General features: G+C 71.6%; 21 protein-coding genes and 1 pseudogene. 8 read left to right on the forward strand and 14 right to left on the reverse strand.

Features of this window, described 5'->3' with window-relative positions; translation table 11 throughout:
* From ACFU3E_RS16190 to ACFU3E_RS16220, 7 genes and pseudogenes are all read right to left on the reverse strand, one after another.
* Nucleotides 1-1,731 (reverse strand): annotated as a pseudogene (locus ACFU3E_RS16190) (5,6-dimethylbenzimidazole synthase); the annotation flags it as partial.
* A 367-nt stretch (nt 1,732-2,098) separates the two neighbouring features.
* Nucleotides 2,099-3,319: a precorrin-6y C5,15-methyltransferase (decarboxylating) subunit CbiE gene (gene cbiE / locus ACFU3E_RS16195; RefSeq protein WP_384157539.1), complete on the reverse strand. Its 1,221-nt coding sequence runs from the start codon at nt 3,317-3,319 to the stop codon at nt 2,099-2,101.
* Between the two features lie 144 nt (nt 3,320-3,463).
* Complete coding sequence (locus ACFU3E_RS16200; protein ID WP_384157542.1) at nt 3,464-4,096, reverse strand: GNAT family N-acetyltransferase; 633 nt, start codon at nt 4,094-4,096, stop codon at nt 3,464-3,466.
* Nucleotides 4,097-4,237: 141 nt separating this feature from the next.
* On the reverse strand, nt 4,238-5,056 hold the full coding sequence (locus tag ACFU3E_RS16205; RefSeq protein ID WP_384157545.1) for a MetQ/NlpA family ABC transporter substrate-binding protein: 819 nt from the start codon (nt 5,054-5,056) through the stop codon (nt 4,238-4,240).
* Nucleotides 5,057-5,116: 60 nt separating this feature from the next.
* Nucleotides 5,117-5,824, reverse strand: coding sequence for a methionine ABC transporter permease (locus ACFU3E_RS16210; protein WP_384157549.1), 708 nt, complete (start codon nt 5,822-5,824; stop codon nt 5,117-5,119).
* On the reverse strand, nt 5,821-6,855 hold the full coding sequence (locus ACFU3E_RS16215) for a methionine ABC transporter ATP-binding protein (RefSeq protein ID WP_384157552.1): 1,035 nt from the start codon (nt 6,853-6,855) through the stop codon (nt 5,821-5,823). The genes ACFU3E_RS16210 and ACFU3E_RS16215 overlap by 4 nt, the downstream gene beginning before the upstream one ends.
* A 373-nt stretch (nt 6,856-7,228) precedes the next feature.
* On the reverse strand, nt 7,229-7,879 hold the full coding sequence (locus tag ACFU3E_RS16220; protein WP_384157555.1) for an HAD family hydrolase: 651 nt from the start codon (nt 7,877-7,879) through the stop codon (nt 7,229-7,231).
* Nucleotides 7,880-7,948: 69 nt separating this feature from the next.
* Here ACFU3E_RS16220 and ACFU3E_RS16225 point away from each other — a divergent pair, with 69 nt between their 5' ends.
* Together ACFU3E_RS16225 and ACFU3E_RS16230 are read left to right on the forward strand one after the other, a co-directional pair.
* Nucleotides 7,949-8,308: a hypothetical protein gene (locus tag ACFU3E_RS16225; protein WP_384157558.1), complete on the forward strand. Its 360-nt coding sequence runs from the start codon at nt 7,949-7,951 to the stop codon at nt 8,306-8,308.
* Nucleotides 8,289-8,720: a hypothetical protein gene (locus tag ACFU3E_RS16230; protein ID WP_384157561.1), complete on the forward strand. Its 432-nt coding sequence runs from the start codon at nt 8,289-8,291 to the stop codon at nt 8,718-8,720. The genes ACFU3E_RS16225 and ACFU3E_RS16230 overlap by 20 nt, the downstream gene beginning before the upstream one ends.
* Nucleotides 8,721-8,787: 67 nt before the next feature.
* Here the strand turns inward: ACFU3E_RS16230 and ACFU3E_RS16235 are convergent, their stop codons facing one another.
* The 3 genes from ACFU3E_RS16235 to ACFU3E_RS16245 all read right to left on the reverse strand — a co-directional run bounded on the left by ACFU3E_RS16235 (nt 8,788) and on the right by ACFU3E_RS16245 (nt 11,088).
* Nucleotides 8,788-9,285, reverse strand: a complete 498-nt coding sequence (locus ACFU3E_RS16235; RefSeq protein WP_384157818.1) for a GNAT family N-acetyltransferase — start codon at nt 9,283-9,285, stop codon at nt 8,788-8,790.
* A 57-nt stretch (nt 9,286-9,342) separates the two neighbouring features.
* Nucleotides 9,343-9,837, reverse strand: a complete 495-nt coding sequence (locus tag ACFU3E_RS16240) for an RNA polymerase sigma factor (RefSeq protein WP_384157564.1) — start codon at nt 9,835-9,837, stop codon at nt 9,343-9,345.
* A gap of 90 nt (nt 9,838-9,927) precedes the next feature.
* Nucleotides 9,928-11,088 carry a glycerophosphodiester phosphodiesterase gene (locus ACFU3E_RS16245; RefSeq protein ID WP_384157821.1) on the reverse strand — a complete coding sequence of 387 codons (1,161 nt, stop codon included), beginning with the start codon at nt 11,086-11,088 and terminating at the stop codon, nt 9,928-9,930.
* Between the two features lie 384 nt (nt 11,089-11,472).
* Between ACFU3E_RS16245 and ACFU3E_RS16250 the strand changes: the two genes are divergently transcribed.
* Nucleotides 11,473-12,147, forward strand: coding sequence for a lysophospholipid acyltransferase family protein (locus ACFU3E_RS16250; protein WP_384157567.1), 675 nt, complete (start codon nt 11,473-11,475; stop codon nt 12,145-12,147).
* A gap of 188 nt (nt 12,148-12,335) precedes the next feature.
* Here ACFU3E_RS16250 and ACFU3E_RS16255 read toward each other — a convergent pair whose 3' ends face one another.
* From ACFU3E_RS16255 to argH, 4 genes are all read right to left on the reverse strand, one after another.
* Nucleotides 12,336-13,868 carry an MFS transporter gene (locus tag ACFU3E_RS16255; protein ID WP_384157570.1) on the reverse strand — a complete coding sequence of 511 codons (1,533 nt, stop codon included), beginning with the start codon at nt 13,866-13,868 and terminating at the stop codon, nt 12,336-12,338.
* Complete coding sequence (locus ACFU3E_RS16260) at nt 13,865-14,416, reverse strand: TetR/AcrR family transcriptional regulator (RefSeq protein ID WP_384157573.1); 552 nt, start codon at nt 14,414-14,416, stop codon at nt 13,865-13,867. Before ACFU3E_RS16260 ends, ACFU3E_RS16255 begins: the two co-directional genes overlap by 4 nt.
* 89 nt (nt 14,417-14,505) lie before the next feature.
* Nucleotides 14,506-15,477, reverse strand: coding sequence for an aldo/keto reductase (locus tag ACFU3E_RS16265; protein ID WP_384157576.1), 972 nt, complete (start codon nt 15,475-15,477; stop codon nt 14,506-14,508).
* Between the two features lie 106 nt (nt 15,478-15,583).
* Nucleotides 15,584-17,017 carry an argininosuccinate lyase gene (gene argH, locus ACFU3E_RS16270; RefSeq protein WP_384157579.1) on the reverse strand — a complete coding sequence of 478 codons (1,434 nt, stop codon included), beginning with the start codon at nt 17,015-17,017 and terminating at the stop codon, nt 15,584-15,586.
* Between the two features lie 284 nt (nt 17,018-17,301).
* Here argH and ACFU3E_RS16275 point away from each other — a divergent pair, with 284 nt between their 5' ends.
* From ACFU3E_RS16275 to ACFU3E_RS16295, 5 genes are all read left to right on the forward strand, one after another.
* Nucleotides 17,302-18,264: a hypothetical protein gene (locus tag ACFU3E_RS16275; protein WP_384157582.1), complete on the forward strand. Its 963-nt coding sequence runs from the start codon at nt 17,302-17,304 to the stop codon at nt 18,262-18,264.
* Between the two features lie 142 nt (nt 18,265-18,406).
* The gene (locus tag ACFU3E_RS16280; protein WP_384157585.1) at nt 18,407-18,994 is read left to right on the forward strand and encodes a pyridoxamine 5'-phosphate oxidase family protein; all 588 of its coding nucleotides are present in this window, start codon (nt 18,407-18,409) and stop codon (nt 18,992-18,994) included.
* Nucleotides 18,995-18,997: 3 nt separating this feature from the next.
* Nucleotides 18,998-19,699, forward strand: a complete 702-nt coding sequence (locus tag ACFU3E_RS16285; protein WP_384157587.1) for a L,D-transpeptidase — start codon at nt 18,998-19,000, stop codon at nt 19,697-19,699.
* A 127-nt stretch (nt 19,700-19,826) separates the two neighbouring features.
* Entirely contained in the window at nt 19,827-21,209 is a 1,383-nt protein-coding gene (locus ACFU3E_RS16290) for a ferric reductase-like transmembrane domain-containing protein (protein ID WP_384157590.1), read from the forward strand.
* Between the two features lie 40 nt (nt 21,210-21,249).
* The coding region (locus ACFU3E_RS16295; protein ID WP_384157594.1) for an FMN-binding protein at nt 21,250-21,797 on the forward strand (548 nt) is incomplete at its 3' end.

The raw sequence follows: 21,797 nt of genomic DNA on the forward strand, positions 1-21,797 counted from the left end.
CGCAACCGACTCGGCGGACGGGGCCGGGGCAGGAGTCGCAACCGACTCGGCGGACGGGGCCGGGGCAGGGGTGGCGACGGACTCGGCGGAGGGAGCGGCCGCTTCCTCGCCGACCGGCTCGGCAGCCAGGGCAGCGGTGACCTGGCCCGGGGCTTCGGGGTCAGGGCCGGGAGTGGCGGGCTGCTGCGCCGTCACTTCGGACTCCTGCACGCCCGGCGCGGCGTCAGGTGCCGTCGGAACCTCCGGCAGAGCCTCGTTGGCGGTGACGTCCGGCTCCGGCGCGGCGGCCTCGGGGGCGGGCGTCCCCGGACCCGGCGCGGTTGCCGCGGGAGCAACGTCCGCTGCCGGCAGCTGCGCAGCGGCCTCCGGGGCTGCTACGTCGAGTGCGTGAGCGGCAGCGTCCTGTCCCTGGGCGGGGGTCTCTCCGCCGGCGGCCTCGGGCGCGGTGACGACGGCGAACTCCGGGGCGGCGGCAGCCTCGGGGAACGGGGCCGCTTCAGGGATCTGGCCGGTCTCAGGAGCGGGAGCCGATGCCACGGCCTGCCCCGCAGCTACCGCCGGACCCTGTCCGGGGGAGGCGTCCGGCACGGAAGGCTCAGGGGCAGCACCGGCTGGCTCACCGCCCTGCGCGGAGCCGTCCACGGCAGGCCCGGGTTGCGAAGCCGGGGGCGCAACCGCTTCCGGGGCGGCTACGGCCCCGGCCTCGGCGGCGGCCGCCTGGCCCGCGTCCGGACCGACACCTGCTGCGGCCGGGTCGCCCGCAGCCGCCGCGCCCTGTTCGGGAAGCGCGTACCCGGCCCCGGCCGCCTGGGCCTCGACCACGCCAGCGGCGTCAGCGGCAGCAGCCAGGCCGGCCCGGGCGGCGGCCATGCGGCCCTCTGCCGCGTCCACACCCAGGTCCCCGGGGTCTGCTCCCGGCGCGGGCATGACCTGCTCCGCGACGGCCACTTGGGCTGCGTCCGTGCCGACATGCACACCAGCGGGGTCACCCGCAGGGGTCTGACCGGCCTCGGCCGTGGCTGCCTGGACTGCTGCCGGGCCGACACCCGGCCCCTCGGGGCCACCCGCAGGAGCCTGCCCCGCCTCGGCCGGTGCCGGCGGTGTCGTGTGGCTCGTCTCCGTCGCCACGCTGGTCGCGACCGCCTGGGCCTCGCCCATCGGTTCCATGGCCGGAACAACCGTTTCCGCAGGCCCCGCCCCGGCGCTCACCGGCGCCGCGGGCATGGCCGGTGCGCCCCAGGGCGCGGCGGGCGGCGAGGGCATCTCGGGGGCGCGGGGGCCGTCGAGGTACTCGGGGACCGCTGCGGACGGCACCGGCTGGCGTACGGGCGCGCCCGCGGGGCCGCGGTCGGCGAGGGAGCGGACGGGGCTGGCGGAGCTGTCGGGCAGCGGCGGGCCGAGGTGCAGGGGCCGGCGCGGGGTGATGGGCGGGATCGGCGGCGGGTCGGGCAGCCGCACACCGCCGAGGTCGACCGAGCCGCTGTCGCGGCCGGAGATCTCGTGCGGGCCCGGCTGGTGCACGGTCTCGAGGACCGGCTCCGGCGCGGGGGGAGGGACCTCGTTGCCCCAGGCGCCCTGGGCGCCCGGCAACAGCAGCAGGTCTTCGTCCTCGGGTTCGGCGGTGGTCTCGGAGAGGTAGGTGTACGCACCGGGCGCGGGGGCGCCCGGCTGCTCCACCATGCCTGCGCTCTCCGGCAGTCCCTCGCCCGGGACCTGGCCGGTGTCGGTCATGCGTACCCCTCGCCCATCGGTTGATGCTCCTACGACCTGCTCGCCCGGAACGGCGCACCGACCGCCCCGCAGTGAAGAACGAGCGTGCGTCCCCAGCGGCACGAACGGTCCGCCCGGAAAAGGCGACAAAGCCATTCACTGGCATTGTTGCGGCCGTAGCACCCTCACGGCAGCTTGATCCGCGACGGTTCCGCTGTGGACTGCGCCACGTTGCGCGTCCTCCGGTTCTGCCGTACCACACACACCCCAAAACGGGCGGGTTTTCCGGACATTGGCCGACGAAGCGCCGGGCGTCCTTGTGCGGTGCAGCGATCGGCCAGCCTACCGCGCGCAGTACGACAACCCGATCACGGGGACGGCGGCGGGATCAGGTACCGCGCCTCGGCAGCACGCCGCTGAGCAGGAACGCGACGCTCCGCTCCTTCTCCGTCCAGGCCCGGGTGTCGAGTTCGACGGACTGCAGCAGGGCGCACTCGACGGCGTAGCCGTGCTCGCTCAGGTCGCGGCCGACGAGTTCGGCGGCGTCGCGGGTGGCGGCGTGCGTGACGATGCGCTGCGGGCGGCGGTCGGCGACCGCCGAGACGACGGCCGCTCCCCCGCCGGCGACGCGGACGACGTCCGGTTCGGGGAGGTTCTCCATGACGTGCGGGGCGGTGCCGTGCACGATCTGGAGCTGGACGCCGAGGCGGCGCGCGGCGGCGTCGGTGCGGGCGCAGGCGGCCCGGTCGCTGTCGACGGCGAGGACGGCGGCCCCGGCGCGGGCGGCCTCGACGGCGAAGGCGCCGCTGCCGCAGCCGATATCCCAGACGAGGTCGCCGACGCGGGGCCCGAGGCGGGCGAGTTGGGAGGCGCGCAGCAGCAAGGTCTCGCCCTCGCCGAGGTCCGCGCCGTACGCGTCGGCGGGCAGGGTCCAGCCGCGCGGCCCGGTGGACGGGTCGCGGCCGGAGATCCAGCCGCCGGTCTCCCCCGCCGTGTCCGGCCGGGCCGGACCACCGAGGACGATGACGACGTTGGGGTCGCGCCAGGTGTAATCGGCGGCCTTGTCGGAGGTGACGACGGAGACGCGTTCGCGGGCGGTGCCGAGCTCCTCGCAGATGACGAAGGAGCGGTGGACTCCTTCGAGGAGCAGACCGAGTTCGGCGGGGCCGGCGCCGGGTGAGGTGAGGACCGCCACCTTGGTGTGGGCGCGGCACACGTTAACCGCGCGTCGCAAGGTACGGGGGTGTGCGACGACCACCTGCGCGTCGTCCCAGGGCATGCCGGCGCGGGCGAAGGCGGCGGCGACGGCGGAGACGGCGGGGACGACCTCCACTTCCAGGCCGAACTCGGGGGCGCGCAGGGTGCGTACGACACCGAAGAAGCCGGGGTCACCGTCGGCGAGCACGACGGCCGTGCCGCGGTGGCCGGCGATGCGGCGGGCGGCGAGGGCGACACTGCCGAGGCGGATGCGCTCGGCACCGGCGGGGACCTCGGGGAGCGCCAGGTGGTGGGCGGCGCCGGCCACGAGCGTGGCGGCACCCAGGGCGGCGCTCGCCGCGGCGGTCAGCGGCGAACCGTCCCAGCCGATCACCGTGACCCGGTCGGCCATCGTTGTCAGTCTCCAGGGGTTTTCGCAGGTCGTCTGCGTGGCGTGGTGGGGAGCAGCCCGGGGCGGGCTCCGTGAGGGTACCCGGTGGAGATGTCGGGGGGAGTGCCGGTGTCGTCGCGGCCCTCGTCCTCCGGGTGGTTCCGGTCAGTTCCAGTCGCCGAAGGACGTGAACCCGTCGCGAAGCTGGTCGCCCACGCCGTCCAGGTCTTCGGGGAGCAGGCTCCAGACGATGAAGTCGGTGCGCACCTCGGTCCACGTGCCGTCCTCGGCACGGGCGCGGGCTATACAGGCGTTGCGCAGCACACCCTCACTGATACAGCCGATCTTCTGGGCGACCTGCTGGGAGGCGGTGTTGTCGGCCGCTGTGCGCAGTTCGATGCGCTCGAACTTCTGGTCCCCCAGGAGCCACTGGGCGGTGGCCAGGGCGGCCTCGGAGGCATAGCCCTCGCCGCGGGCCCAGGGGGCGATGATGTACGACAGTTCGGTGGAGCGTACGTGCCAGTTGGTCTTGCCCAGCTGGATGACGCCGACCAGTCGCTGGGTGAGGAACTCGGTGACGGCGAAGTCGATTCCGTGTCCCTCGGTGCGCTGCGTGGGGGCGTAGTCGGTGATCCAGGTCCGGGCGCCTCTTTCCGTGAAGGGCTGGGGGACGGAGGTCCAGGCCGCCACCTGTTCGTCGTTCATCATCGCGGCCAGTGCGACGACGTCGTCTTCGTCGAGGGGACGCAGCACCAACCGCTCCGTGCTGATGGAGATGTTGGGGAAGGTGCTCGTCATGCGCCGCTCCGTAACCTTCGGTGAACCTTCTGGGCATGCTGAACTGCCCAGCATGCAGCATGAAAGCACCCGTCCGCATCACGGGGTCGTCCCTCACCGGGTGAGGGACGACCCCGTGCGTGGCGGGTGCCGGGCGCGGGCTCAGAAGGAGGCGAGCACGGAGCCGGCGTACTTGTCCCGGATGAACTTCTCGACCTCGGGCGAGGTGAGGAGCTTCGCGAGCTTCTTCACGCGCGGGTCGTCCTCGTTGCCCTTCTTCACGGCGAGGAAGTTGCCGTAGGGGTTGTCCTTCGGGGACTCCAGGATCAGGGCGTCCTCGGAGGGCTTGAGGTCGGACTCGATGGCGTAGTTGCCGTTGACGACGGCGGCGTCCACGTCGTCGAGGGAGCGCGGCGTCTGGGCCGCCTCCAACTCCTTGAACTTGAGGTTCTTCGGGTTCTTGGTGATGTCGGAGGGGGTCGCCTCGTTGCCGACGCCGTCCTTGAGGGTGATGAGCCCGTGGGCGGCGAGGAGCTTGAGGGCGCGGGCCTCGTTCACCGTGTCGTTGGGGACGGCGACGGTCGCCCCGCTCTTCAGGTCCTCGGGCTTCTCGGCCTTGTGGGAGTAGAGGCCGAGCGGCTCCAGGTGGACCGTGACGACGGGCACGATGTCGGTGCCGTTCTTCTTGTTGTAGTCGTCGAGGTACGGCTTGTTCTGGAAGTAGTTGGCGCCGACGGAGCCGTCCTGGGTCGCGGGGTTCTGCGTGGTGTAGTCCGTGAACTCCCTGACCTCCAGGTCGAGGCCCTCCTTCTTCGCCAGGTTGTCCTTGACGTAGGTGAGGATCTCGGCGTGCGGGACGGGGCTCGCGGCGACGATCAGGGGTCCGTCGGTTCCGGAGCCGCCCGCGCCGCAGGCGCTGAGCCCGAGGGTGAGGGCTCCGGCTGCGAGGACGGCGGTGGTGATCTTGGCGGTGTTACGCACGAAAAGTGCCTTTCCTTATGGCCTTGCGGTGGTGCGACCCCGTTGCGGGTGACGGGGGGTTCAGGAGGCGGCTTTGAGGAGCCGCAGTTTCGGGGCGGGGCCCGCCTGGGCGCCGCGGCGGTGCAGGGAGCGGGCCGCGTGGTCGCCGGCGAACTGGATGAGGGAGATGACGACGGCGAGGATCGCGACGGTGATCCACATCAGCTGGGTCTCGAAGCGCTGGTAGCCGTAGCGGATGGCGATGTCTCCGAGGCCTCCGGCGCCGACGGTGCCCGCCATGGCGGAGTAGCCGATCAGGGCGACGACCGTGGTGGTGGTGCTGGAGATCAGCGACGGCAGGGACTCGGGGACGAGCACCTTGCGGACGATGGTCCAGGTGTTGCCGCCCATGGACTGCACGGCCTCGACGAGCCCGTGGTCCACTTCGCGGACTGCCGTCTCGACCAGACGCGCCAAGAAGGGGATGGCGCCGACGGCGAGCGGCACGATGGCGGCCTCGCGGCCGATGGTCGTGCCGGTGATCCAGCGGGTGAAGGTCATCAGCGCGACCATCAGGATGATGAACGGCAGGGAGCGGGCGATGTTCACGACCTGCCCGATGACCTTGTTGGCGGCGAGGTTCTGGAGCAGGCCGCCGCGGTCGGTCAGGACCAGCAGGATGCCCAGCGGCAGTCCGCCGGCGACGGCGATGAGCGTGGACCAGCCGACCATGTAGAGCGTGTCCCAGCACGCCTGCTCCAGCAGGGGCTGCATCTCGGACCAGGTCACTTGGCACCTTCCTTCACCGGTTCGGACTCGTGACCCAGGACGTCGATCTGGAGGCCCTGTTCACGCAGGAAGCCGATCGGCACGACGTTGTCCTCGTAGCGGCCGGGCAGTTCGATGCGCATCCGGCCGACCTGGAGGCCGCCCACGGTGTCGATGGCGGCGCCGAGGATCGATATGTCGATGTTGTAGGTGCGGGCGAGCTGCGAGATGACGGGCTGGGTGGCGCTCTCCCCCTGGAAGGTGACGTCGACGACGGTGCGGTCCTCGCCGGAGGCCTCGCCGTCGAGCGGGAACAGCACGGCGGCCAGCTCGGAGCCGGGGGTCGCGAGGAGCTCGCTGACCGTGCCCGACTCCACGATGCGGCCGTTCTCCATGAGTGCGGCCGAGTCGCAGACCGACTTCACGACGTCCATCTCGTGGGTGATGAGCAGAACGGTCAGGCCGAGCTGCCGGTTGAGGTCGCGCAGCAGCGCCAGGATGGACCGGGTGGTCTCGGGGTCGAGGGCGCTGGTGGCCTCGTCCGACAGCAGTACCTTCGGGTCGCCGGCGAGGGCCCGGGCGATGCCCACGCGCTGCTTCTGGCCGCCGGAGAGCTGCGCGGGGTAGGACCTGGCCTTGTCGGCGAGGCCGACCAGGTCGAGCAGCTCCAGCGCCTTGCGGGAGCGCTCCTGCCCGGACTTCCCGAGGATCTCCAGCGGCAGCCCGACGTTGTCCTGGACGGTCCGGGAGGACAGCAGGTTGAAGTGCTGGAAGACCATGCCGATGCGGCTGCGCGCCTGACGCAGTTCCCTTCCGGCGCGCGGGCCGCGGCCGGCCAGGGCGGTGAGGTCCTGCCCGGCGACGGTCACGGTGCCGGAGGTGGGTCGTTCCAGCAGGTTGACGCAGCGGATGAGCGAGGACTTGCCGGCGCCGGACTGGCCGATGACGCCGTACACCTCGCCTTCGCGGACGTGCAGGTCGACGCCGTCCAGGGCGGTGACCTCGCGGCCGCGTGCACGGTAGACCTTGGTCAGGCCCGAGGTGGTGATCACTGGGATTCCGTCACTGTCGAGTGCGCGGGCGTGGGTGTGCCCGGGCACAGGGTGCATTCGGTCAGGGACGCGACACGGTTCTCGCTGAGGCATGGAACCGGGGAGAACATGTGCGCGGGCGGCTCCGGGTCACGCAGCGCCAAAGGGCGTGCGGACAGGCCGCGTCTCGCTTCGGGGCGCGAGCTCAGGGGTGGTGCAGGGGCCCTCTAGAAGGCGCACATTCGACACATACGACGAGCACCGGGCATGGTCGCCTCGGTCGCGGGGATGCGGTCGCTCGTCGTGGTCATGTCGTCAGTAAAACACGCGTACGGTCCTGACCGGCCCTTCTCTGTCCGGATGCTGGACAGAGGTGGACAGGGCCGGCACCGCGTCAGCCGCGCGGGGAGATCTCGACGCCCCGTTCGGTGACCAGGGCGGACAGGGCCGACAGGTTCTCGACGACCAGATCGGCGTGGAGTTCGCGAGCCTGGTGGGTTGTGGTCAACGCCACGGTGGTCATCCCGGCGGCGCGGCCGGACGCGAGGCCCGCGGGGGCGTCCTCGAAGACGACGCAGTGCGCGGGGTCGACACCGAGCGCGCGGGCGGCGAGCAGGTAGGGCTCGGGGTCGGGCTTGCCGCGCGTGATGTCGTCGGCGGCGACGAGCGTCTTGGGCAGGATGCCGACGGCGTCGAGCCGCGCCTCGGCCAGCCGCCGGGTGGCGGAGGTGACGACGGCCCAGCGGTCGGCGGGCAGGGCGTCGAGGAAGGCGCGGGTCCCCGGCAGCAGGTGCACACCGCCGTTCGGTACGTCGTCCACCTCCAGGTCCTCGATCCGCGCGACGGCCTGCGGCACGATCTCGGCGGGCAGCAGGTCGGCGGCTATCTCGGCGGCCGGCCGGCCGTGCAGCTCGACCCGCGCGAACTCCTCGGCCGTGATCCCGTGTTCCGCGGCCCACCGCGTCCAGCAGCGGTCGACCGAGGCGAGGGAGGAGACCAGGGTTCCGTCGTTGTCGAACAGCAGGGCCTGCGCGTGGATCGTCATGCCCCCGACCCTACGGTGCAGGCCAGGGCCGGAAGCACCGGACCTTTTCGGCCGTAATAGGGTCGCAGCATGCTTGATGCCCTGACGCTGGTGACCGGCGTCGCCGCGCTGCTGCTCGCCGCCTGGTGCGGCTGGGCGGCCTACCGTGACCAGCCGACGAAGGACTGGCACTTCATCGGGATGGCCGTGGTCACACTGCTGTCGCTGATCCAGCTGGTCGTGGGGATCGTGCTGCTCGCGCGGGGCGAGAAGCCGGAGCAGGGCACGACGATCTTCGTGGCGTATCTCCTGGGGGCGTTCGCGTGCGTCCCGGCGGCGGGGTTCATGTCGCTCGCCGAGCGGACACGGTGGGGCTCGGTGACGGTGGCGGCCGGCGGTGTGGTGCTGGCGGTGCTGGAGGTGCGGCTCTATGACATCTGGGGAGGCTGAGGTGAGCCGGCGCCGGCTGGTCAGCGGGCCGGGCACGCTGCTGGTGTGGCTGTACGGCGTGATGGTCGTGGGGGCGGTGTCGCGGTCCGCGTATCAGATCGCGACGGAGTTCGACCGGGCACCGCTGGCGTACTCGCTGTCGGCGGTGGCCGGTCTCGTGTACGGGTTCATCACGTACTCGCTGGTGCGAGGCGGGGAGACGGCACGCAGAGCCGCCTTGGCGTGCTGCGGGGCCGAGTTGCTCGGTGTGCTGACCGTGGGCACATGGACACTGATCGAGCCGTCCGCCTTCCCGGACGCGACCGTGTGGTCCGACTTCGGGATGGGGTACGTGTTCATCCCGGTCCTGTTGCCGGTGTCGGCCATCTACTGGCTGCGGCATGCGCGTTCGCGGAATGGGGATGCCGCCTGAGGTGGTCAGGCGGCCGCGGGCCGTGTGTGGGTGGCCGCGCAGTTCCCCGTACCCCTGAGGGCAGACGTCAAGCTGTCGCCGCGTACGTGCCGGCCGGCTTCTCCAGGACGATCATGGGGATGCCGTCCGCTCCCTGGGACGTGCCCACCGTCTCGTAGCCGACCTTGCGGTAGAGGCGGAGGTTGCCCTCGTTGCGGTGACCGGTGTGGAGGCGGAAGCGGGTGGCGCCGTGCCGGCCGGCGAGGGCCGATTCGGCCGCTCGGAGGAGGCGGGCGCCGATGCCGTGGCCCTGGAGGCGGGGGTGGACGCAGAGCTTGCCGATCGCGGCGGCGCCGTCCTCGGTGGCCGAGCCGCGGACCGAGCCGACGACCTCCTCGCCGAGCCGGGCCACGAAGACACAGTCGCGGGTGACCTCCTCGCGGACCGAGTCGAGGGTTTGGACGAGCGGGTCGATGCGGTAGTTCCCGTACAGCGCCGCCTCCGGCTGGAAGCACAGGTACTGCAGTCTGAAGATCTGCTCCGCGTCCTGCTCGGTCGCCGCAGAGATGGTCACGCTCATGCCCATGTGCGCACGCCTCCCGCTCATCTGATCACCTGTCGTTCCCCACTCCTATCCCCGTCCTCAGCGGGCCGCAACCTCCGGCGTGAGCAATCTCCGGAGACATCCCAGGCATCTGGAACGTTCCGGGCCAAGACTCCCCTGTGAGATACCCAACTCCCCTGCGATTTCCCGGTATGTCAGGTCCGCCGGCGAGAGCAGGGCCTCCATCAGCCGGGGGCAGCGGCCCGGAAGGCGGCGCACCGCCTCGCGCAGGGCCCGGCCCCGGGCCGCGGCGAGGGCCAGCTGTTCGGGGCCGGGCTCCCCGTCGTCGACCGGTTCGCCGACGTACGGCCGTTCGAGGCGGCTCGTGCGGCGGGTACGACGCGCCTCGGAGCGGACGGCGCGGCGCAGCCACTGCTGGGGGTCGACCGGCGGGCCCTCGGCGTCGAGGCGTTCCAGCAGGCGGAGCCAGACGGCCTGCTCCAGGTCGCCCGGCTCGGTACCGGTGGAATATGCCTCCGCGGAGGCCTCGGCGGTGAGCAGCGGGCGCAGGGCGGTGACCAGGTCATGCGTCATATGCGGAGCGACGCGGCCGCCCGGGCGGTGGGTTGCCCGGACGGCCGAAGCTCACTCGACCGGGGGGTGTGAGCTCGAGTGTTGACGGGATCAGCCGTGGAAGTCCTCGCGGGCCAGCAGACCCGTGTCGGGCTGGTCGGTGAAGACGCCGTCGATACCGGTCGCGAAGTACGTCCTGTACGCGCCGAAGACGTCACCGTAGGCGTCCGCGTCCGTTCCCTTGCGGAAGTCCGCGGGCAGGAAGGGGTTCTCGTTGCGCAGCGTGTACGGGTGCAGGATCAGGCCCACCTTGTGCGCGTCGGACACCAGCGTCGTGGGCTCGGTGAGGTTCCCCTCGGCGTCGCGCGGGATGACCAGGTCCAGGGTCGGGCCGATGCCCTGCGCGTAGGAGGCGATCTCCCGCAGTCCGGCCGGCTCGACCAGGTCGGCGACCGTGCGCGGGTCACCGGTCTCCACGAAGTCCCAGGGGCGGGAGTCCGCCGAGGACAGCAGGACGACCAGCGGGTTGTCGACGAGCCTGTGCAGGCGCTGGATGCTGGTCGGCTCGAAGGACTGCAGGATGACCGGGGAGGTGCGCCGGTCCTTGCGGTACTTGCGCAGCAGCTTGGCCACGCGCTCCTCCAGCGGGAGGCCCTGCTTGCGGAAGTAGGTCGGGTGCTTGAGCTCGGGGTAGATCCACACCTGCTTCCCGCGCCTGCGGGTCTGCTCGTCCTGCCACCTGAGGACCTCCTCGAAGGTGGGGATGTCCCAGCGGCCGTCGTAGAGGGTGTTGTGGGGGCGGTTCGCCGGGATGCGCTCGACCGCGCGCAGGGTCTTCAGCTCGGCGAGTGTGAAGTCCTCGGTGAACCAGCCCGTGGTGGAGACCCCGTCGAGCAGCTTGGTCTTCTCGCGGCCGGCGAACTCGGGGTGGTCGGCGACGTCCGTGGTGCCGCCGATCTCCGGCTCGTGACGGCAGACCAGGTGCCCGTCCTTCGTCGGGACCAGGTCGCCCGCCTCGACGATGTCGGCGCCCAGGTCGAGGGCCAGCCGGTACGAGCCGAAGGTGTGCTCCGGGCGGTAGCCGCTGGCTCCGCGGTGTCCGATGATCGTCGGCTTGGGCAGGCTCTTCAGTCCGCTGCCGTGCCGGGCGCCGTCGGCTCGCGCTGTGCCGGCCATGCCGAGCACCGCTCCCCCGGCGCCGAGCACCGCCGCGCCGAGCAGGGCCCGCCGTCCGGTACCGCCCGTTTCTTCGTTCGACTCCTGCGTTCCCATGAGCGCCCTCTCTGCCGTTCGGCTCATCAGTGCGGGCCGATCGTAGGGGCGCGTACATGACGGGTGGGAGACCTCGGCCGGAACACGCGGGTGATGCCGGATGTCGTAGTGGCTGGTGGGGAGGACGAATTGACGGTTCGTCGTATCCGCTCGATTCGGTCCGGCCGTTCTGGGAACGCGTGCGATGCGCCCGGGGCGATGTGCGTCACATCATGTCGGCCGCGTTACGCGCCCTCGGCGGCGCGCCACCGCAGGTAAACACGCGTCAACAATGCGTAAGGCATCGGTGAAGTCGCCGTGCCCGATGTGCGCGATACCCGGGGCCACGAGTATCGTCCTCACCTGCACAGACTCATACAGAACACCTTGACACCGGAGGGTCCGTTGTCCCGCTTCGCGCTCATCAAGGCAGTGCTCGGCCCGATCATGCGCCTGATGTTCCGCCCACAGGTGGAGGGTGCGGAGCACATTCCCGGCGATGGCCCGGTCATCCTGGCCGGAAACCACCTGACGTTCATCGACTCGATGATCCTGCCGCTGGTCTGCGACCGGCAGGTCTTCTTCATCGGCAAGGACGAGTACGTGACCGGCAAGGGCCTCAAGGGCCGGCTGATGGCCTGGTTCTTCACCGGTGTCGGCATGATCCCGGTGGACCGTGACGGTGGCCGGGGCGGTGTCGCCGCGCTGATGACCGGGCGGCGGGTGCTGGAGGAAGGCCGCGTGTTCGGGATCTACCCGGAGGGGACGCGGTCGCCCGACGGGCGGCTGTACCGGGGGCGGACGGGGATCGCCCGGCTGACCCTGATGACCGGTGCGCCCGTGGTGCCCTTCGCCATGATCGGAACGGACAAGCTGCAGCCGGGCGGGGCGGGGCTGCCCCGCCCGGGCAAGGTCACCGTGCGGTTCGGTGAGGCGATGGAGTTCTCCCGGTACGAGGGGATGGACCGGGACCGGTACGTGCTGCGGGCCGTGACCGACTCGGTGATGACCGAGGTCATGCGGCTGTCCGGTCAGGAGTACGTGGACATGTACGCGAGCAAGGCGAAGGAAGCAGCGTAGCTTCTCGGGCGCGGGGGCCGGTGCGGGTGCGTGGGGGCTTGTCGCACGGTTCCCCGCGCCCCTGAAGCTCCGGGACATCTTCCGAGCGCTTGGCAGGTGCGGGTGTGCCGGCGTTCGTCGCGCAGTTCCCCGCGTCCCTGAAAGGCGTGGCCGCCCTCAGCCGCGTCTCCCGGCCCGGCAGGGCCGGGTTACGCGTGGTCCGTGCCGCCTTCCAGCTTCTGCCCTCGGAGCAGGAACCACGCCGCCACCGCCGCGGCCAGCAGGACCGCCGCGCCCACGCCCGCGGCGAGGGCCAGACCGTCGACGAAGGACGTGCGGGCGGCGTCCAGCATCGCGGCGGCACCGTGGGCGGGCATGTCCGCGGCCGCCTCGACGGCGCCGCCCAGCGACTCGTGGGCCGCGGCCGGTGTGCCCGCGGGGCCGGTGAAGTCACGGTAGACGCCGGTCACGATCGAGCCGAGCGCGGCGATGCCGAGCGCGGCACCGAGTTCGTACGCCGTCTCGGACACGGCGGACGCGGAGCCCGCCTGCTCCTTGGGCACACTGGAGAGGATCACGTCGGCGGTCACGGTGAACGAGAATCCGGCGCCCACGCCGACCACCAGCAGCGCGGTCCCGAGCAGCGGGTAGCCGGTGGACTGCCCGAGCACCGTGAGCGCGGCGAGCGCGAGGCCGATGGCCGCGAGCCCCCCGGCGACGACGGCCCGCACCGAGAAGCGCCGGGCCGCCCGCCCCGCGATCAGTCCGGCCACCACCGCGCCGACCGCCGCGGGCAGCTCGGCCAGGCCGGCCTCCAACGGGCCTCTGCCCTGGACGAGTTGCAGGTACTGGGACAAGAAGAACACGAGCCCGGACAGACCGAGGATGGTCAGCAGATCGGCCAGCACCGCCCCGCTGAAGCCGCGATGGCGGAACAGCCGCATGTCCAGCAGCGGCGTCGGCAGCCTGAGCTGACGGCGGACGAACCCGTACAGGGCGGCCGCGCCCAGCAGGCCCGCGGCCAGGGTGGTCCACGCGAAGCCGTGGGTGGCGGCCTCCTTGATCGCGTACACCATGCCGATCATGCCGACCAGCGACAGCACGACGCTGACCAGGTCCCAGGGGCCGGGGTTCGCGGTGCGCGACTCGGGCAGCAGCTTGATCCCGACGAGGACCAGGACGGCCATCACTGGCAGGTTGATCAGGAAGACCGAGCCCCACCAGAAGTGCTCCAGCAGGAATCCGCCGACGATCGGGCCCACCGCCGTACCGGCGGAGGCGGTGGCACCCCAGATGCCGACGGCGAGGCTGCGCTCGCGCGGGTCGTGGAAGAGGTTGCGGATCAGGGCGAGCGTGGCCGGCATCAGGGTCGCGCCGGCCACGCCGAGCAGCGCCCGCGCGACGATCATCATCTCGGGGGTCGTGGCGTAGGCGTTGAACACGGATATCGCGCCGAACGCCGTGGCACCGGCCAGCAGGATCCGCTTGCGGCCGATCCGGTCGCCGAGGCTGCCCATGGAGACGAGCAGACCGGCGATGACGAACGAGTACACATCGCCGATCCACAGCAGCTGCGTGCCGGACGGCTCGAGATCCTCGCTGATGTAGGGGGTCGCGAGACCGAGGACGGTCGCGTCGACGGCCACCAGCAGCACGGCGAGCACGAGAACGCCGAGCGCGAGCCAGCGACCCGGGCGCTCCACCGCCTCGGTGCGGTCCGTCGGCTGCAGGGTGCTGGTCATGCTTCCTCTCTCCTGAGTGCGCCGCCGAGCAGCAGTTCGACGATCATGTGCTGGAAGTCCTTGGGGGCGCCCTTGCCGCTCTGCACGATCCAGGCGCCGGAGGCCAGCAGGCCGTAGAGCGCCTCGGTGAGCCAGGCGGGCGTGAGGTCGATGCGGAACTCGCCGCTGAGCTGGCCGCGCCGGAACAGGGCGGAGATCCGGTCGTCTATCAGGGTCCAGCCCGCGTTCAGCTCCTCGCCCTCGAACAGCTGGTTCTCGGAATAGAGGAACGCGAGCAGTCCGGCGGCGGGCTCGATGGCTCCGACCAGCCGGCGTACGGCCTCGCTCGCCGTGCCCTCGTCGAGCCGGGCCGCATCCAGCGCGGCCTCGCACTCCGCGATGCCCAGCGCCTCCAGAGCCCGGACGAGGGCGTCACGCCCGGCGAAGTGGCGGTGCAGCGTGGCCCGGCTGATCCCGGCGGCCTTGGCGACCTCGTCCATGGTCGCGGTGGATTTGCGGGTCAGCAGGGCCGCGGCGGCGCGCAGCACGTACTCAGGATCGACAGCCATGAGACGACTATAGAGCATATGAGACATGAGTGTCTCACTCGGGGCATGCGTGGCTCATGGCTGCCGTGTCTGCGCGGGTGAGGGGGTGATCAGTGCCAGGGCAGCTGCGCGCGCCGCTCCCAGTACGCGTGCGGCTCCTCCACGAGCGTGGCGAGGCGGGCCAGCTGGTCGTCGTCGAGGTCGACGACCGCCGCGTGCAGGTTCGAGGCGAGCTGGTTGGTGGTGGCCGCGCCGGAGAGGACGACACCGGCCCAGGGCCGCCGGAGGATCGCGGCCAGGGCGACCGCGTCGCAGCCCAGCCCCGCCTGCTCGGCGACTTCCTTCAGCACGGCCGGGGCGTGCGGCCCGGCCAGTCGGCCGTTGGCCATGCCCTCCTTGACGATCACGGTGAGTCCGGCGTCGTGCGCCTCGGCGAGGGCGGGGGCGGCGGAGGTCTCCAGCGCGTTGTACGTGGACTGCACGGTGCGGAAGAGGGGTTCGCCGTCGACCGTCACGGCGAGGGCGGCGCGGATCGCGTCCGCCTGGGCGGGGCCGCTGGTGGAGAATCCGACGGTGAGGCCCTGCGCGGCGGCTTCCGCGAGCTTCGCGTGCAGTTCCTTGTCGGAGAGGGCCGGGCTGTCCGGGGTCACCGAGTGGATCTGGTACAGGTCGAGCCGGTCGCCGAGCAGGGCGCCGCTCTCCGCGCGCTGCCGTTCGTAGGCGGCGAGGGTGTGGTCCTTGATCTCGTGCTTCTCGGCGTCCGTGGACCAGTCGGCGGTGTAGGTGTAGCCCCACTTGCTGCCCACGACGATGTCGTCGAAGCCGGGCCTGTCCTTCAGCCAGTCGGCGAGGAACTCCTCGGAGCGGCCGTAGGAACGGGCGGCGTCGAAGTAGCGGACACCCTGGGCGTAGGCGGCGTCGAGGAGTTCGTGGGTGCGGGTGCGCAGCGTCTCGACGCTGCGGTCTTCTCCGAGGTCCTCGTCCCGGCCGAGGTTGATGTAGCCGGGGCGTCCGACGGCGGCGAGGCCGAGGCCGATGTGGCAGGTGGGGGTTGTCGCTGTGGCCAGGCGGGCGAAGGGCATCCGGGGGGCTCCGTTCGGTCGGCTGCGGCTTTCGACCAACGTAACCCCCGGGATGACCTTCGCCTCAGAGCTCGGGGCTTGCTGTGTGTTCGCGCGTGCGGGTTACCTAGGGCTTCTGTCGTGCTGTCGCCCAGTCGTGCTGCGCCGTCACGTCCGCCTTCACCTCGGCCAGCTGGACCGCCACCGCGCTCGGGGCCGTGCCGCCCCTGCCGTTGCGGGAGGCCAGGGCGCCCGGGACGTTGAGGACCGTGCGGACCTCGGGGGTCAGGTGGGCGGAGATCTTGGCGAACTGGTCGTCCGTCAGCTCGTCCAGTTCCTTGCCCTCGGCCTCGGCGACCTTCACGCACTCGCCGGCGACCTCGTGGGCCACGCGGAACGGGACGCCCTGCTTGACCAGCCACTCGGCGATGTCCGTGGCGAGGGAGAAACCGGCCGGGGCCAGTTCCTCCATGCGCTCGCGGTGGACGGTGAGGGTGGCCATCATGCCGGTGAAGGCCGGGAGCAGGACCTCCAGCTGGTCGATGGAGTCGAAGACCGGCTCCTTGTCCTCCTGCAGGTCGCGGTTGTACGCGAGCGGGAGGGCCTTGAGCGTGGCCATCAGACCCGTCAGGTTGCCGATCAGGCGGCCCGACTTGCCGCGGGCCAGCTCGGCGATGTCCGGGTTCTTCTTCTGCGGCATGATCGACGAGCCCGTCGAGAAGGCGTCGTGCAGGGTCACGAAGGAGAATTCCTTCGTGTTCCAGATGATGACCTCCTCGGCGATCCGGGAGAGGTTGACCCCGATCATCGCGGTGATGAAGGCGAACTCGGCGACGAAGTCCCGGGAGGCCGTGCCGTCGATGGAGTTGCCGGCCGAGCCGTGCTCGAAGCCGAGGTCCTTCGCCACCGCCTCCGGGTCCAGCCCGAGCGAGGAGCCCGCCAGGGCGCCCGAGCCGTAGGGCGAGACCGCCGTGCGCGCGTCCCACTGACGCAGCCGCTCCGCGTCCCGGGAGAGGGACTGGACGTGGGCCAGGACATGGTGGGCGAAGAGGACGGGCTGGGCGTGCTGGAGGTGCGTGCGACCGGGCATCGCCACGTCCGGGTGGGCCTCGGCGAGGCCGATCAGTGCGTCCTGCAGCTCGGCGATCAGGCCGCCGACGATCCGGGCGTGGTCCCGCAGGTACATGCGGAAGAGGGTCGCGACCTGGTCGTTGCGGGAGCGTCCCGCGCGCAGCTTGCCGCCGAGGTCGGGGCCGAGGCGCTCCAGGAGGCCGCGCTCCAGGGCGGTGTGGACGTCCTCGTCGGCGATCGTGCCCACGAAGGAGCCGTCGGCGACGTCCGCCTCCAACCGGTCCAGCCCGGCGATCATGCGGGTCAGCTCGTCGTCCGTGAGGAGGCCCGCCTTGTGCAGCACACGCGCGTGGGCACGCGAACCGGCGATGTCGTACGGCGCGAGCCGCCAGTCGAAGTGGACGGATGCGGACAGCTTCGCCAGGGCCTCGGCGGGACCGTCGGCGAAACGGCCGCCCCAGAGCCGGACGTCACCGCTGTTGCTGCTCACCTGCTGCGCTCCTCAATGGGTGTGGATGTGCCACCGCCTTCCCGCCCGGGGGCGTGGAGACGGTCATCACGCTACTGCTCAGGGCAGATCACCGACATGCATGAGTATGCAGACCTCTGCATGATTCGTCAATCTGCCTGGGGGTGAGGGGCCGGTTTCCGGTCGGGCGAGAGGAATTTGAAGATCCCTTGAACACGGGTAACCGCTTACCCGTACCTCTCGCCGAACGCAGGCGCCGCGTTACGACACCGACGACACCCCCGATCCCCTAGTGAGGCATCCGCATGTCCAGGGCCCTTCCGAAGTACAACAAGCGTCGCGTCACGTTCATCGGCGGCGCCGCCGCGGTGGCACTGTCCGGCACGGTGATCGCCGGCTTCGCCCTCGCCGGGGAGACGCCGGACGGCGGCGGCACGAACGCCCGGACGCTGGCGGGCCCCGGCACCATCACGTGCCCGGACGTCACCGGCCAGCTGCCCGCGGTCCCCGCCTCGGCCCAGGCCGAGGTCGACCGGAACCTCGCCCAGCTGAACACGCAGATCCAGGAGGCCAACAAGCGCCTGGTCGACACGGTGGGCCAGGGCGGGCCCAACTTCGTCCAGAACGCCATCCTCGGCCCGCTGGAGGACAAGCGCGTCGCCGCGCTCAACCGCATCGAGACCGCCATCGGGCGGGCCGCCGAGAAGCCCGAGGGCCTCGAGGCCTTCGCGGCCTGCCAGCTCAACGCCGGCGGCGGCGCCGGAGCGGGCGAGGCGGCGGGTGGCGAGGCGGGTGCCGGGGCCGGAGCCGGGGCAGGCGCCGAAGAGGGCGGCGCGGGTGCCGGAGCCGGCGCGGGTGCCGGGGCCGGAGCTGGCGCGGGTGCCGGGGCCGGAGCTGGCGCGGGTGCCGGGGCCGGAGCTGGCGCGGGTGCCGAGGAGGGTGGCGCGGGTGCGGGCGAGGCGGGGAACGCCGGTGCCGGCACGATCAGCTGCCCGGACGTCGCCTCCGAGCTGCCGGCGATCCCCGCCTCGGCCCAGGCCGAGGTCGACCGGAACCTCGGGCAGCTGGACACCCAGATCCAGGAGGCCAACAAGCGCCTGGTCGACACGGTGGGCCAGGGCGGGCCCAACTTCGTCCAGAACGCCATCCTCGGCCCGCTGGAGGACAAGCGCGTCGCGGCGATCAACCGCATCGCCACCGCCATCGGCCGCACGGCCGAGCGTCCGGCCGGGCTCGACTCCCTGGCCGCCTGCTCGCTCACCAAGTGAGGTGACAGGCGCCGTGGCCGCCCCGTGTGAGCGCCGGCCGGGGCGGCCACGGATGACGCCTGCATACGCGGGATCCGGCAGAGGTGACCGGGTCCCGCAACTCCTTAGACAGTCGAAGTACTTGCAGACATAATCGTTCGGCATGGGAAAGACTCATGAGCGCATAGACGGCCGGCTCCGCACCTTCATCGAGGCGCAGCCGGTCTTCTTCACCGCCACCGCCCCCCTGGCCGCCGACGGCACGGTCAACCTCTCCCCCAAGGGCCTCACGGGCTCCTTCGCGGTGCTCGACGAGCTCACGGTGGCCTACCTCGACTTCGCCGGTTCCAACGCCGAGACCATCGCCCATCTGCGGGAGAACGGGCGGATCACCCTGATGTGGTGTGCCTTCCAGGGCCCGCCGAACATCGTCCGCGTACACGGCAGGGGGGAGCCGGTCTTCCGCGACGACCCCCGTTTCGCGGAACTGCTCGCGCACTTCCCGGACATCGACCCGACGCGACACGGGCTGCGCGCGATCATCGTCGTCACCGCCGAACTCGTCCGCGACACCTGTGGCTACGGGGTGCCCTTCATGGCGTACGAGACGGACCGCGATCTGCACAGCAAGCGGTTCGCCCGCGAGGACGACGCCTCGCTGAGCGCCTACTTCACCAAGAAGGAGCACATCGCCACCAGCCTGGACGGACTACCCGGGCTGCCGTTGCCGCTGCCCCCCTCTACGGTCTGAGACATGCGCCCCGGTGCCGTCGCCCTCGCCGTCTCCTCCCTCGTGGTGCTCGGCGCCGGGCCGCCCGCCCCCGCGCCACCGCTGCCGGTCCGGATGGCGGACACCGGCGGCGGCACCCAGCTGATCACCGCGGTGGCCCCGAACCGGGCCTCCACGACGGGCACGGTCACCTGGTGGGACCGCGGCGGAGACGGGCGCTGGGTGGAGAAGGGCTCCGCGCCCGCCCGTTTCGGAGCGAACGGGCTCGTCGGGGGCGCCTCCCGCGAGCAGGGCACGAACACCACACCCACCGGCCTCTACGGCCTGCCGTACGCCTTCGGCATCAAGGCGGCACCGCGTGGGACGGCGTACCCGTACCGCCGGGTGCACCAGGACTCCTGGTGGTGCCAGGACAACGAATCCCGCTCCTACAACCGCTGGACCGAGCCACGTGCGGCAGACTGCCGGGCCGCCGAGTCGGAGCACCTGATCACGTATCGCGCGCAGTACGCGCACGCGCTCGTCATCGGCTTCAACTACGAGCGCCCCGTGCGGGGGCGCGGCGCGGGCATCTTCCTCCATGCCAACGGTCGGGGAGCGACGGCCGGTTGTGTCTCCGTGTCCGAGGAGGCGATGCGGCGGATCCTCGTCTGGGCCGACCCCGCGCGGCGGCCGCACATCGCCGTGGGGACACGGAGCGGGAGCACGGCCGTCACCCGCCTGTGACGGGACGCCGGCCGCATGAGTGTTACCAGCGGTCACTCCAGTCCGCAGCCGACTCGGGACGCGACTGAACACTCCCGTGTCCCGGCACGTATCTGTGGGCCAAGGGTCAAGTCCCCACGGAGGAACCGTGACCACCACGCTCGCAGGCGGACGTGCCGCCCGCCGCCAGACGATGCGCCGCATCCGCCCGCGCCGCTCCCCGGCCGTCCCGCTGCTGATCGCCCTGTGGGCCGGTGCGGCGGCTGTGCTGTGGCTGTGGTGGGACAACACACCGTCCCTCGCGGACAACACGAGCAAGATCCTGGCCGCGGGCCGGATCACCGGCCTGCTCGCCGGCTACCTCATGGCGCTCGTGGTGCTCCAGATGGCCCGGGTGCCCGCGCTGGAGCGCCGGGTGGGCACCGACCGGGTCGCGCGCTGGCACGCCATGACGGGCCGCTACACGCTCTGCCTGGTCCTCGCCCACGTCTTCCTCATCATGTGGGGCTACGCCCTGCAGGCGGGCAAGGGGCTCGGCGACATCGTCCAGCAGACGACGGACTCCATCAACCAGCTGCCGGACATGGGCAAGGCCGCCATCGGGACGGGTCTGCTGTTCGTCATCGGGATTCTCTCGATCGGCGGGGTGCGCCGGCTGATCGGGTACGACACCTGGTACCACGTGCACCTGCTCACGTATGCGGCGGTGTACCTGACGTTCTGGCACCAGATCACCACCGGCAACGAGTTCGCCGTCGAGCCCGCCGCGAAGACCTTCTGGTACGGGCTGTACGGCGTGGTGACCGCGCTGGTCCTCTGGTACCGGATCCTCACCCCGATCCGGCTGAACCTGCGGCACCGCATGCGGGTCGAGGCGGTCATCGAGGAGACCCCGGGGATCGTGTCCGTGCTGATCAGCGGACGTAAACTGCACCGGATGGGCGCGGAGGCCGGGCACTTCTTCCGGTGGCGGTTCATGGCGCCGGGCATGCGGTTCAGCTCGCACCCCTACTCCCTGTCGGCGGCGCCCCGCCCGGACATGCTGCGGATCACCGTCAAGGCGATCGGCGACCACACCTCCCGGCTGCGCGAGCTGACGCCCGGCACCAAGGTGTGGGCGGAGGGACCGTACGGCGCGATGACCGCGCAGCGCCGCAGCCGCGGCAAGGTGCTGCTGGTGGCGGGCGGTGTGGGCATCACCCCGATGCGGGCCCTGTTCGAGACGCTGCCGGGCGCGTCCGGTGACATCACGCTCCTCTACCGGGCCAACAGCACCCAGGACCTGGCCCTGTGGGGCGAACTCGCCAAGATCGCCGACGAGCGCGGCGCCCGGCTGATGTACGCGGTCAACAGCCCGGAGGGGGAACGCCCCGACATCTCGGCGGAGTCCCTCCAGCGGAAGATCCCGGACGTCGGCGACCACGACGTGTTCATGTGCGGGCCGCCCGGCTTCGCGCAGTCGGTCTACGAGGCACTGCGCGGCGCGGGAGTACCCGCCCGCCGTATCCATCACGAGTCGTTCGAGATGTGAGCGACGGGACACCAACGGCCCTTCAGGAGTTTGGGAAACGATGAGGAAGTCTCACCCCGTCCGGCGTGCCGTGCTCGCCGGCGCAGCCACCGTCTCCGGGATCGTGCTGCTGCTGTCGCTGAAGCCGGCGTCCGACCCGGGTTCCGCCCAAGCGGCCGGCGGCCAGCTTCCGCCCGCGGCCGCCGGGCAGGCCCCGCAGGGCGGCGTGAACGGCGCGGTCACCGGTGACGCGGCGCAGACGCAGTACGGCGCCGTGCAGGTCCGCCTGACGATGAGCAACGGCAAGATCACCCAGGCCGAGGCGGTCCAGGCCCCCAAGGGCGGCCGCAGCGAGCAGATCACCTCCTCCTCCGTCCCCCGCCTCAACCAGGCGGTGGTCGCGGCGCAGAGCGCGGAGATCGACGCGGTCTCCGGGGCGACGTACACCAGCGCCGGCTACAAGAAGTCCCTCCAGTCCGCCTTGGACAAGGCGAAGGCGTCGGCCGGACCGCAGCAGGGTTCGGGGGATGCGCAGACGCTGACCGGCGATGTCGCGCAGACGCAGTACGGTCCGGTCCAGGTGCGGGTGACCGTCACCGGCGGGAAGAT

It is taken from the genome of Streptomyces sp. NPDC057424 (assembly GCF_042803315.1).
Classification (GTDB): Bacteria; Actinomycetota; Actinomycetes; order Streptomycetales; family Streptomycetaceae; genus Streptomyces.

Excerpts from the sequence above, each read along its gene's own strand:
- ACFU3E_RS16285 (WP_384157587.1), top strand. The coding sequence starts at position 18,998 with ATGCGCCCCGGTGCCGTCGCCCTCGCCGTCTCCTCCCTCGTGGTGCTC.
- ACFU3E_RS16265 (WP_384157576.1), bottom strand. The coding sequence starts at position 15,477 with ATGCCCTTCGCCCGCCTGGCCACAGCGACAACCCCCACCTGCCACATC.
- ACFU3E_RS16240 (WP_384157564.1), bottom strand. The coding sequence starts at position 9,837 with ATGACGCATGACCTGGTCACCGCCCTGCGCCCGCTGCTCACCGCCGAG.
- ACFU3E_RS16260 (WP_384157573.1), bottom strand. The coding sequence starts at position 14,416 with ATGGCTGTCGATCCTGAGTACGTGCTGCGCGCCGCCGCGGCCCTGCTG.
- ACFU3E_RS16275 (WP_384157582.1), top strand. The coding sequence starts at position 17,302 with ATGTCCAGGGCCCTTCCGAAGTACAACAAGCGTCGCGTCACGTTCATC.
- ACFU3E_RS16245 (WP_384157821.1), bottom strand. The coding sequence starts at position 11,088 with ATGGGAACGCAGGAGTCGAACGAAGAAACGGGCGGTACCGGACGGCGG.
- cbiE (WP_384157539.1), bottom strand. The coding sequence starts at position 3,319 with ATGGCCGACCGGGTCACGGTGATCGGCTGGGACGGTTCGCCGCTGACC.
- ACFU3E_RS16225 (WP_384157558.1), top strand. The coding sequence starts at position 7,949 with ATGCTTGATGCCCTGACGCTGGTGACCGGCGTCGCCGCGCTGCTGCTC.
- ACFU3E_RS16220 (WP_384157555.1), bottom strand. The coding sequence starts at position 7,879 with ATGACGATCCACGCGCAGGCCCTGCTGTTCGACAACGACGGAACCCTG.
- ACFU3E_RS16255 (WP_384157570.1), bottom strand. The coding sequence starts at position 13,868 with ATGACCAGCACCCTGCAGCCGACGGACCGCACCGAGGCGGTGGAGCGC.
- ACFU3E_RS16280 (WP_384157585.1), top strand. The coding sequence starts at position 18,407 with ATGGGAAAGACTCATGAGCGCATAGACGGCCGGCTCCGCACCTTCATC.
- ACFU3E_RS16230 (WP_384157561.1), top strand. The coding sequence starts at position 8,289 with ATGACATCTGGGGAGGCTGAGGTGAGCCGGCGCCGGCTGGTCAGCGGG.
- ACFU3E_RS16235 (WP_384157818.1), bottom strand. The coding sequence starts at position 9,285 with ATGGGCATGAGCGTGACCATCTCTGCGGCGACCGAGCAGGACGCGGAG.
- ACFU3E_RS16200 (WP_384157542.1), bottom strand. The coding sequence starts at position 4,096 with ATGACGAGCACCTTCCCCAACATCTCCATCAGCACGGAGCGGTTGGTG.